General features: G+C 58.7%; 9 protein-coding genes. 5 read left to right on the top strand and 4 right to left on the bottom strand.

Going from position 1 to position 10,883, the window contains the following annotated elements; genetic code table 11:
- Together ACESYO_RS14680 and gltA are read left to right on the top strand one after the other, a co-directional pair.
- Positions 1-795: sulfide/dihydroorotate dehydrogenase-like FAD/NAD-binding protein (locus ACESYO_RS14680; protein WP_373210590.1), on the top strand; the 795-nt coding region annotated here is incomplete at its 5' end.
- Positions 796-858: 63 nt separating this feature from the next.
- Entirely contained in the window at positions 859-2,262 is a 1,404-nt protein-coding gene (gene gltA, locus ACESYO_RS14675; RefSeq protein WP_373210588.1) for an NADPH-dependent glutamate synthase, read from the top strand.
- 110 nt (positions 2,263-2,372) lie between these two features.
- On the opposite strand, the gene ACESYO_RS14670 is transcribed toward gltA, so the two are convergent.
- Positions 2,373-3,086 (bottom strand): GntR family transcriptional regulator, encoded by a 714-nt coding sequence (locus ACESYO_RS14670; RefSeq protein WP_373210586.1) that lies wholly within the window; start codon positions 3,084-3,086, stop codon positions 2,373-2,375.
- A 249-nt stretch (positions 3,087-3,335) separates the two neighbouring features.
- Between ACESYO_RS14670 and treP the strand changes: the two genes are divergently transcribed.
- Together treP and treC are read left to right on the top strand one after the other, a co-directional pair.
- A complete protein-coding gene (gene treP, locus ACESYO_RS14665; protein ID WP_283129513.1) occupies positions 3,336-5,267 on the top strand; it encodes a PTS system trehalose-specific EIIBC component in 1,932 nt (643 codons plus the stop codon).
- Between the two features lie 10 nt (positions 5,268-5,277).
- Entirely contained in the window at positions 5,278-6,936 is a 1,659-nt protein-coding gene (gene treC, locus ACESYO_RS14660) for an alpha,alpha-phosphotrehalase (protein ID WP_276871748.1), read from the top strand.
- A 95-nt stretch (positions 6,937-7,031) separates the two neighbouring features.
- Here treC and ACESYO_RS14655 read toward each other — a convergent pair whose 3' ends face one another.
- Both ACESYO_RS14655 and ACESYO_RS14650 read right to left on the bottom strand, forming a co-directional pair.
- Positions 7,032-7,373 carry a helix-turn-helix domain-containing protein gene (locus ACESYO_RS14655; RefSeq protein ID WP_058966348.1) on the bottom strand — a complete coding sequence of 114 codons (342 nt, stop codon included), beginning with the start codon at positions 7,371-7,373 and terminating at the stop codon, positions 7,032-7,034.
- 91 nt (positions 7,374-7,464) lie between these two features.
- The gene (locus ACESYO_RS14650) at positions 7,465-7,737 is read right to left on the bottom strand and encodes a hypothetical protein (protein ID WP_283128523.1); all 273 of its coding nucleotides are present in this window, start codon (positions 7,735-7,737) and stop codon (positions 7,465-7,467) included.
- On the opposite strand from ACESYO_RS14650, the gene ACESYO_RS14645 reads away from it, so the two are divergent.
- Entirely contained in the window at positions 7,621-8,388 is a 768-nt protein-coding gene (locus tag ACESYO_RS14645; RefSeq protein WP_373210592.1) for an EAL domain-containing protein, read from the top strand. The two genes, ACESYO_RS14650 and ACESYO_RS14645, sit on opposite strands and share 117 nt — an antisense overlap.
- A gap of 88 nt (positions 8,389-8,476) precedes the next feature.
- Here the strand turns inward: ACESYO_RS14645 and ACESYO_RS14640 are convergent, their stop codons facing one another.
- A complete protein-coding gene (locus ACESYO_RS14640) occupies positions 8,477-10,858 on the bottom strand; it encodes an endonuclease MutS2 (protein ID WP_276871750.1) in 2,382 nt (793 codons plus the stop codon).
- Between the last annotated feature and the right edge of the window lie 25 nt (positions 10,859-10,883).

The raw sequence follows: 10,883 nt of genomic DNA, 5'->3' as shown, positions 1-10,883 counted from the left end.
CTGGTGATTGAGGCACCGCTGGTGGCAAAGAAGGCCCAGCCCGGCCAGTTCATCATCGTGCGCGCCAAGGAGGATTCCGAGCGTATTCCCCTGACTGTGGCGGACTATGACCGTGAGGCGGGCACCGTGACCATCATCTTCCAGATCGTGGGCGGTTCCACCATGGAGCTGAACGAGCTGCGCGAGGGCGAGAGCGTACACGACTTCGTTGGCCCTCTGGGCGTTGCCAGCCATCTGGACGGTCTGAAAAAGGTGGCCGTTGTGGGCGGCGGCGTGGGCTGCGCCATTGCCTACCCCATTGCCAAGAAGCTGCATGAGCTGGGCTGCGAAGTGCACAGCATCGTGGGCTTCCGCAACAAGGATCTGGTGATTCTGGAGGACGAGTTTGCCGCCTGCAGCGACAAGCTGGTCATGATGACCGACGACGGCAGCCACGGCCAGAAGGGCGTGGTTACCGCTCCGCTGGAAGAGCTGATCAAGAGCGGTGAGAACTACGACGAAGTGATCGCCATCGGACCTCTGGTCATGATGAAGTTCGTTTGCCTGACCACCAAGAAGTACGATGTGAAGACCGTTGTGTCTATGAACCCCATCATGATCGACGGCACCGGCATGTGCGGCGGCTGCCGCCTGACCGTGGGCGGCGAGACCAAGTTCGCCTGCGTGGACGGCCCTGACTTCGACGGCTATCTCGTGGACTTCGACGAGGCCATGCAGCGCGGCAACATGTACAAGGAATTCGAGACTCACGCCCGTGAGGAGCACTGCAACCTGTTCAAGAAGAACGTGCAGTAATTTCGCGTACAGAAAAACTCTTTATCGTCAGGAAATTGAAAAACAATTGGGAGGAACCCGAAAATGGCATTGCATAATATGGATCCCAAGCGCTGCCCCATGCCCAGCCAGGATCCCAACGTTCGGAACAAAAACTTCAAGGAGGTAGCTCTGGGCTACACTCCCGAGATGGCAGTCAACGAAGCCAAGCGCTGCCTGGGCTGCAAGAACAAGCCCTGCCAGACCGGCTGCCCGGTTGGCATCGACATTCCCAGCTTCATCGCCAAGGTGGCGGAAGAGGATTTTGAGGGTGCCTATCAGGTGCTGAGCGCTTCCAGCGCGCTGCCCGCGGTTTGCGGCCGCGTCTGCCCGCAGGAGACTCAGTGCGAAGGCAAGTGCGTGCGCGGCATCAAGGGCGAGAGCGTGGGCATCGGCCGTCTGGAGCGCTTTGTTGCCGACTGGCACCGTGAGCACAACACCGCCGCCCCCACCGTTCCCGAATCCAACGGTCATAAGGTGGCCATCATCGGTGCCGGCCCCAGCGGCCTGACTGCCGCCGGCGATCTGGCCAAGCTGGGCTACAAGGTCACCGTGTACGAAGCTCTGCATCTGGCAGGCGGCGTGCTGGTGTACGGCATTCCCGAGTTCCGTCTGCCCAAGGCCATTGTGCAGAACGAGATCGAAGGCCTGCAGGCCATGGGCGTGGACATCGAGACCAACATGGTCATCGGTAAGGTACTGACCATCGACGAGCTGATGCACGACTACGGCTACGAGGCCGTGTATGTGGCTTCCGGCGCCGGTCTGCCCCGGTTCATGGGCATCCCCGGCGAGAGCCTGAAGGGCGTGTACTCCGCCAACGAGTACCTGACCCGCGTAAACCTGATGAAGGCTTACAAGGAAGGCAGCAAGACCCCCATCAAGAAGAGCAAGAACGTAGCCGTTGTAGGCGGCGGCAACGTGGCCATGGACGCTGCTCGCAGCGCCAAGCGTCTGGGTGCCGAGAATGTGTACATCGTGTACCGCCGCGGCATGGAAGAGCTGCCCGCCCGTAAGGAAGAGGTGGAGCATGCCGAGGAAGAGGGCATCATCTTCAAGCTGCTCACCAATCCCGTGCGCGTTTTGGGTGACGAGAACGGCTGCGTGACTGGTATGGAATGCGTGGAGATGGAGCTGGGCGAGCCCGATGACAGCGGCCGCCGCCGCCCCGTGGAGAAGAAGGACAGCAATTTCGTGCTGGATGTGGACACCATGATCATGTCCATCGGTACCAGCCCGAACCCGCTGATCCGTTCCACCACTCCCGGTCTGGAAACCAACCGTCACGGCTGCATCGTGACCAACGGCGACGACGGTCTGACCAGCCGTGAGGGCGTGTACGCCGGCGGCGACGCCGTGACCGGTGCTGCCACCGTTATTCTCGCCATGGGCGCTGGTAAGCATGCTGCCAAGGCCATCGACGAGTACATCAAGAGCAAGAACAAGTAAGCAATGCTTCATAAAGGGCGGTGCCGCTTCTGGCACCGCCCCTTTTTACACGTAAAAACGCCCCTGCAGCTGTCTTTACGCACAGCTGCAGGAGCGTTTTGTGATTTTGTTCAGGATTCCGCCGGGCGGCGTACCGCATTATCCTGAAAGCGGAAACTGCCGGGATAATGCCGGGACTGGGTATACTCAAACATGACGCCCTCGCTGTTGTACACCTGGTTCGCCACCACTGCAAGGCAGTTGTACTCGCCCAGCTCCAGCCACTGCCGATCCTGCGGGGTGGCCAGCTCCACCGTAAAGGTTCGCTTGCTGGTAATGATGGACATGCCCAGCTCCTCTTCCAGATAGCGATACAGCGAGCCCTCGGCAATCTGGCGGGTGAGCCCGGGCATGCAGCTGCGCCGCAGATAGCTGATGTTCAGAATGCGGGCCACGCCATCCAGATCGTGAATACGCTGCAAGGAAAACAGTTCCTCCCCCACCGGAAAACCGGTCTGAGCAGCAATGGCTTCATTCGCCACGCAGGTGTCGAAAGCCACCACCCGGGTGGTACTGGTCTGACCGGTACGGCGGGCCGTTTCCCGGAAGGACTCGATCATACCCATGGTGTAGGAGGAATGCTCAATGGGCTGGAAGATGTTGCACACGCCCCAGCCCTGCCGAGTCTGGACATAGCCATCCCGCACCAGCTCCGAGATGGCCCGGCGCACCGTGTTGCGGGAACAGTCAAACTCCCCAATCAGGGTATTTTCCGAAGGGAGCAGCTGGCCCACCGGATATTGCCCGGATTCAATTCGCTGCTTCAGCTGTGAATAGATCTGCAAAAATTTCTGGCGCGGCATAGTCTCCCTCACTTGTTTGAACATTTGAATATAATATTATATCGCCCATTTTTTACCCCGTCAAGTCGCTGTTCCCTGTTACCGGGCAAATCGTATATCTGCCCAAAAATGGGAGCAGAGCTTCGGCCTTTTGCCTTATTTACTTGTTTAAACAAGTGTGTTATTCTGAAGATGCAGAAAGAAACGGGTGCAAAACGCCCGGCAACACAGAACTTTGAGGAGGAACACACCATGGCGAATTATCAGGCCGACGTGAAAGCTCTTTTGCAGCACATCGGTGGCAAGGAAAACATTCGGGCGGTGTCCCACTGCATGACCCGGATGCGCTTTGTTCTGGTGGACCCGGCCAAGGCCGAAACCGACAAGATCGAGGCGCTGCCCTCGGTGAAGGGCACCTTCACGCAGGCGGGCCAGTTTCAGGTGATCATCGGCAACGATGTGGCGGATTTTTACAATCAGTTCACTGCTTTTGCCGGGATTGAAGGCGTGAGCAAGGATGCGGTGAAGGCAGCGGCAGCCAGCAATCAGTCGCTGGCGCAGCGCATTGTGGGTACTCTGGGCGAGATTTTCGCCCCCATCATTCCGGCTCTGATCTGCGGCGGTTTGATTTTGGGCTTCCGCAACATCATCGGTGAAATCAACTTCTTCGCAAACGGCACCCAGAGCCTGGCTGACATTTCTCAGTTCTGGTCCGGCGTTTACAATTTTCTGTGGCTCATTGGTGAAGCGGTGTTCCACATGCTGCCGGTGGGCATCGTCTGGTCCATCACCAAGAAGATGGGCACCACCCAGATTCTTGGCATCGTGCTGGGCCTTACGCTGGTATCGCCCCAGCTGCTGAACGGCTTCTCGGTGGCCACCGCCACGGAAATTCCCGTCTGGGACTTCGGCTTTGCTCAGGTCTCCATGATCGGCTATCAGGGTCAGGTGATCTCGGCCATGCTGGCGGGCTTTGTTCTGGTTTATCTGGAGCGGTTCTGGCAAAAGCACTGCCCGGAAGTGGTGCGCATGATCGTGGTTCCCTTCTGTTCTCTGGTTCCTGCCGTGGTCATCGCCCACACCATCGTGGGCCCTATCGGCTGGAAGATTGGCGACGCCATTGCGGCCGTGGTCTACATGGGCCTGACCTCTCAGGTAAAATGGCTGTTTGCCGCGGTGTTCGGCCTGATTTACGCCCCGATCGTAATGACCGGCCTGCACCACATGACCAACGCCATCGACTCCCAGCTGGTGAATCTGTATCAGGGCACCATCCTGTGGCCCATGATCGCCCTTTCCAACATTGCGCAGGGCTCCGCTGTGCTGGCCATGTCGGTGCTGCAGAAGAAGAACGAGCGGGCCCAGCAGGTGAACATCCCTGCCTGCATCTCCTGCTATCTGGGCGTGACCGAGCCCGCCCTGTTCGGCGTCAACCTGAAAAACGGCTTCCCGCTGGTGTGCGGCATGATCGGCTCCTCGGTGGCGGCGGTGATTGCCACCAGCTTTCAGGTGGAGGCCTACTCCATCGGTGTGGGCGGTCTGCCCGGCATTCTCTCCATCAAGCCCCAGTACTGGCTGGGCTTCCTGATTGCGATGGCCGCTGCCATTGTGATTCCCTTCGGTCTGACCATCGCCGTGGGCAGCCGCCGCCTTTCCCCTGCTGACCGGGGCCTTACTGAAGCTCCCGCCGCAGAGACCGTTCCCGCAAACGAGCCGGAAGCGGCTCCTTCCCGGAATCTGCTGGTGGCTCCCCTCTCCGGCAAGGTAATCCCCCTGGCCGAAATCCCCGATCAGGTCTTTTCTCAGGGCATTCTGGGCGAGGGCGTGGGCATCGATCCCACCGGCAACTCCGTGGTGGCTCCCGCCGACGCCACCGTATCCTCTGTGATTGAGGACAGCAAGCACGCCTGCGGCCTGACCCTGGACAACGGCATGGAGCTGCTGATCCATGTGGGCATGGATACCGTGGCCATGAAGGGCGACGGCTTCGAGCTTCATGTGAAGGTGGGCGACCGGGTGAAAACCGGCGACAAGCTCATCTCCTTTGATCTGGACAAAATCCGCGCCGCCGGGCATCCCACCATCACCGCTGTGGTGGTACCGGAAGCCGCCGGGCGCACCCTTTCCTTCGAGACCGGCATGGACGCACAGGCCGGCACCACCCCCATCATCCGCTTTGAGTGAGGCGTTTTTTATGCAGGATTTCAAAAAAAGTGTTGTATATCAAATTTACCCCAAGTCCTTTCTGGACACCAACTGCGACGGCCTGGGCGAGCTGCGGGGCGTAGCCCAAAAGCTGGATTACCTGAAGGAGCTGGGTGTGGACTACATCTGGCTGACACCCTTCTTCGTTTCTCCCCAGAACGACAACGGCTACGACGTGGCGGACTACCGAACCATCGATCCCCGCTACGGCACCATGGAGGACTTTGAGGAGCTGGCCCGGCAAGCCGAGCAGCGGGGCATCCGCCTGATGCTGGACATGGTGTTCAACCACACCTCCACCGAGCACATCTGGTTCCAGAAGGCTCTGGCCGGAGACCCGGTGTATCAGGACTACTACATCTTCCGCCCCGCCCGGCCGGACGGCAGCGCCCCCACCAACTGGCAGAGCAAGTTCGGCGGCAGCGCCTGGGAATATGCGCCGCAGGTGGGCAAGTATTACCTTCACCTGTTTGATAAAACCCAGGCGGATCTGAACTGGGAAAACCCGGCCGTGCGCCGCGAGGTACAGCAGATCGTCCGTTTCTGGATGGACAAGGGCGTGAAGGGCTTCCGCTTCGACGTGGTGAATCTGATCAGCAAGGGCGAATACGCCGACGACGAGCTGGGTGACGGCCGCCGCTTCTACACCGACGGCCCCCGCATCCACGAGTTTTTGCAGGAGCTCAACAGGGAAAGCTTCGGCCAGGACCCGGAGATTGTGACCGTGGGCGAGATGTCCTCCACCTCCATGGAGAACTGCTTTCGGTACGCCGGCGCGGACTGCGGCGAGCTTTCCATGGTGTTCTCCTTCCACCATCTGAAGGTGGACTTCATGGGCAATGAGAAATGGGTGATCGTTCCGGCAGACTTTGGCCGCCTGAAGGAGCTGCTTTTCTCCTGGCAGGAGGGCATGGCTGCCCACAACGCCTGGAATGCGGTATTCTGGTGCAATCATGACCAGCCCCGTGTGGTCTCCCGCTTCGGCGACGAGGGCGAATACTGGAAGGAATCCGCCAAGATGCTGGCGGGCGTAATCCATGGTCTGCGGGGTACTCCCTATGTGTATCAGGGTGAGGAGCTGGGCATGACCAACGCGGGCTTCACCCGGCTGGATCAGTACCGGGATGTGGAGAGCCTGAATCATTTCCAGATTCTGCGGGACAAAGGCCTTTCCGAGGAGAGCGTTTACAACATTCTGAAAATCCACTCCCGGGACAACAGCCGCACGCCCATGCAGTGGACCGCCGGGGAAAACGGCGGCTTCACCACCGGCACTCCCTGGATTGGGGTAAATCCCAACACCAGCCGCATCAACGCCGCCAGTCAGGTGGATGACCCGGATTCCATCTTCGCCTACTACAAGGCGCTGATCCTCCTGCGCAAGGAATACGATGTGTTTGCCTACGGCGATTTTGCGCCGGTGGACCAGAAGCATCCCTCGGTGCTGGCCTACCGGCGGGAATACAAGGGGCAGAGCCTTTTGTGCGTGAACAACTTCTACCGGGCCGGCTGCCGCTGGCACTGTCCGATGTCGCTGGAAGGCTACCGGGTTCTGCTGTCCAACTACGGCGACAGCGCCCCCAGCGCCGACTGGACGCTGCGCCCCTATGAGTCGGTGCTGCTGATTCGGGAATCCGACGGCAACTGAACAGAGGATTTTTGCCCCAAAACAAAACCGGAGGACCCCTGCAACACAGGCGGTCCCTCCGGTTTTTTCTTTTATTTTTGTCTGCCCCCGTCTATTCATAGACTCAAAGCAATGTCCTGGATGAATTTTTTCACGACCTCCAGTTGACGGCCATGGCACTGCTGCAACAGCTCGCCGATCCTCATTCGCAGCTGTTCGTCATTTTCCTCTGCATAATTCAGCTGGATTACACTCTCAATGGGGATACCATAGACCTCACATACCTGCAACAGCTTTACAAGGCTGATGGCCTGTTCCCCACGTTCAATCAGGCCCCAATATTCACTGTTTTCTCCCAACGGCTCACAGAATTTTTCCCGTGTAAGGCCCTTCATTTCCCGAATCTTACGTAACCTCGCGGCCGCATCCCGTACCCTCGGGTCGATGTTCTTGTTCAATTGTTCGTCCTTCTTTAGCTCATTTTGAATCTTCTTTTGTATATTCTAACGGAAAACGCCCGGCCAATACAGTGATAGAAATATATGATAATCATTGATTTTTATATGAGTTATATGATACAATCGAAACAACAGATTTCCTTTCCCGTGAATTTTGAAAGACCTGTTTAATTCTGCAAAAGAGGATTTGAGCGCTATGAATCTTTCTCCCTGCGGCAATTCCCTTCCCACTGGCAAACGAGACCGCTTGTTGCGGCTGCTGCAGCTCCCACCGGCTCAGGCCGGTTTTTCCCTCTGTTATCAGCCCATCTGGCAGGCTTCTGCCCGGTGTTTTTCCCGCTGCGAGGCACTGCTCCGGCTGCATGATCCCCTTCTGGGAACAGTCCCACCGGAACACTTTATCCCCTTGGCGGAACAAACTGACCGCATTGCAGCGCTGGGGCAGTTTGCGCTGGAGGAGGGCTGCTGTTTGCTTGCCAAACTGGAGGAGCAGGCAATTCCACTCACCCTGCACGTTAACCTTTCACCGCTTCAGCTGGATCGACCGAAGTTTCTTCGCATGCTGGAGCAGATTCTGCACCATACCGGTGTGCGGCCTGAGCGTCTGGAGCTGGAATTGACCGAAAGCGTGGCGGCTGCTTCCGTGGAACAGCTGGCCTGCCGCATGGAGCAGATCCGTGCACTGGGCGTCAGCTTCAGTCTGGATGATTTCGGCTCCGGTTATTCCAGCCTGCGTTATCTGGCCGTTCTTCCCTTTTCCACGATCAAGCTGGACAAAGCGTTTATCCATCCACTGCCCCATTCTCCCTCCTATACGTCACTGGTAAAGAATCTGATTCCTGCGCTCCATGAGCTCGGTTTTACCGTGATAGGCGAAGGCGTGGAAAGCATGGCGCAATACAGTATGCTGGAACGTTTGGGCTGCGACTATATGCAGGGCTTTTTTCTGGCCAGACCCATGCCCAAAAACGAGCTTCACAATTTTCTTAAAGCTACGCACCCGCTTATCCTTTAATCCCGAGTCTTTTCAAACAAAGCGCCGGGCGCTGCCTCCCTTCTGGGAAAGCAGCGCCCGGCGCTTTTATTCATTGTTTTAATTCGGCTTATTTCAGCTCCACCACGGTCACGCCGGCTTCGCCTTCGCCGTACTGGCCCAGACGGAAGCTTTTCACGTTGCGGTGGCCCCGCAGGTGGGCATGGATGGCCTTGCGCAGCGCGCCGGTTCCCTTGCCGTGAATCAGATACACCATGGTCTGGCCGTTCATCACCGCGTGGTCGATGAATTGATCCGTCTCCATCAGGGCCTCTTCCACGGTCATTCCCAGCAGGTTGATTTCCATGCTGGCCTTGCGCTGTACCCGCTGCACGGTGGTGCTGCGGGGCTGGGGCTTGGGTTTGCCGTTGTTCGCCGGCTTTTTCAGCTTGTCCGGCGCTTTCAGGTTACTCAGCGGCACCTTGGTTTTCAAAATGCCTGCCCGCACCTCCACCAGCCCGTTGCGGTCCGGCAGGCTCATCACGGTGGCGGTCTGCTCGATGTCGGCAATGACCACCTCCTGACCCACCTTTACCTGCTTCAGGGGCACGAACTCCTTAACCACGTTGTGCACCACGTCGGTTTTGCCGTACAGACCCTCGGTCTCCTTGCGGGCGATCTCCCGGGCCCGGGCGGCGCGCTGGGCCGCACTGGTCTTTTCGTCCTTCTGCAGCTTGCGAAGCTCGTCGGTGAGCCGGTATGCTTCGTCCTGCACCTGCTGGGCCATCTGCCGAGCCTTCAGGCGTGCAGCTTCCAGCTCGGTCTCGCCCTGCTTGACCAGCGCGTCGTATTTCTTGCGGGCGGATTCCAGCTTGTGCTCGGCTTCGGCTTTCGCCTTTTCCACCTCATCCTGACTGGCTTTCAACTGCAGCTTCAGATCATCCAGCTGGGCCAGCACACTGTCCAGCCGCTTGTCATCATTGGTCAGATGGGTCTGGGCCCGTTGAATCACCCGAGGCGGCACGCCCAGCTTTTCGCTGATCAGGAAGGCGTTGGATTTGCCCGGCACACCCACGCTCAGCTTATAGGTGGGACGCAGGCTCTCCACGTCGAACTCACAGCTGGCGTTCATCACGCCGGGGGTCTCCAGCGCGAACACCTTCATCTCGGAATAGTGGGTGGTGGCCATGATCAGGGCGCCCTGAATGCGCAGCTGCTCGATGATGCTCACCGCCAGCGCCGCGCCCTCGGCAGGGTCGGTGCCCGCGCCCAGCTCGTCCAGCAGAACCAGCGTGTTTTTATAGGCGTTGTCCAGAATGCCGGTGATCTTTTTCATGTGGCCGGAGAAGGTGGACAGGCTCTGCTCGATGCTCTGCTCGTCGCCGATGTCCACCAGATATTCGCTGAACACGCAGACGGTGCTCTGCTCGTGGGCCGGGATCAGCAGGCCGTGCTGGGCCATTGCGCACAGAAGGCCCGCGGTTTTCAGGGTAACGGTTTTACCGCCGGTATTGGGGCCGGTGATGACCAGCGTGTCGTACTCCTTGCCCAGAGCCACGTCCACCGGAACCACCTTGTCCTTGTCGATCAGGGGGTGGCGGGCCTTTTTCAAATCGAACCACATGCCATCCGCCACCTGGGGCATGTATGCCTGCTGCTCCAGCGCCAGACGGGCCTTGGCCAGCAGCACGTCGATGTTCAGCATGGCCTGATAGCTGAAGTTGAACACCGGCTCGATGGAGGCCACCTGATCGGTGAAAGCAGCCAGAATGCGCTCGATCTCGCTTTTCTCCTGGCTGCGCAGCTGCATGATTTTGGCGTTGGCCTCCACCACTGCCGTGGGCTCCACGAACACGGTGGAACCGCTGGAGGACACATCGTGGATGACGCCGCCCACTTCGCCCCGGTACTCGGCTTTGACCGGCACCACGAAGCGGCCGTTGCGCAGCGAAACCACCGCGTCCTGCAAAAACTTGTTGGTGGTGCTGTTTTTGATGATGGCATCCAGCTTATCCCGGATGGAATTTTCCATGGCCCGGATCTTGCGCCGGATTTCAAACAGGGTGTTGCTGGCGGTATCCGCCATTTCCTCCGGCGACAGAATGGCGCTGGAGATGTTCTTTTCCAGCGTGGGCTGGGGGGTCAGTGCATAGAACAGGTCATCCACCGGCAGCATATCGTGCTCGGTGATGTGGTACCAGCTGACCAGATTCTGGAAGTTACGCAGCGCACCGGCCACCTCCAGCAGCTCTGCCATCGAAAGGATACCGCCTTTCAGAGCCCGGTTTACCACCTTGTCCACACCCTGCACCCCACCGAACCGGGGACTGCCGTTCTTCAGCAGCAGGCTGTTGATGGCATCGGTCTGGGAGAGGGCGTACCGCACCTCTTCCACGGTCTCGAAGGCGTCCTGCTCCAGAAGCAGGGTGCGCGCCTCCGGGCAGACCGCAAGCTGGGCTGCCCGATTTAAAATCTTTTCCAGCTCCAGCGTTTTCAGATAACTTTTTTCCATGGATCGCTCCTCATAAATGTTTCAA

The organism is Allofournierella massiliensis (genome assembly GCF_964241245.1).
Lineage (GTDB): Bacteria > Bacillota > Clostridia > Oscillospirales > Ruminococcaceae > Allofournierella > Allofournierella massiliensis.
Note: the sequence above shows the minus strand (reverse complement) of the source record. Positions and strands in the feature narration are given on the sequence as shown.

Coding starts and splice junctions, on each gene's coding strand:
- treP (WP_283129513.1), top strand. CDS start 3,336: ATGGCGAATTATCAGGCCGACGTGAAAGCTCTTTTGCAGCACATCGGT.
- ACESYO_RS14640 (WP_276871750.1), bottom strand. CDS start 10,858: ATGGAAAAAAGTTATCTGAAAACGCTGGAGCTGGAAAAGATTTTAAAT.
- treC (WP_276871748.1), top strand. CDS start 5,278: ATGCAGGATTTCAAAAAAAGTGTTGTATATCAAATTTACCCCAAGTCC.
- ACESYO_RS14650 (WP_283128523.1), bottom strand. CDS start 7,737: ATGCAGCCGGAGCAGTGCCTCGCAGCGGGAAAAACACCGGGCAGAAGC.
- gltA (WP_373210588.1), top strand. CDS start 859: ATGGCATTGCATAATATGGATCCCAAGCGCTGCCCCATGCCCAGCCAG.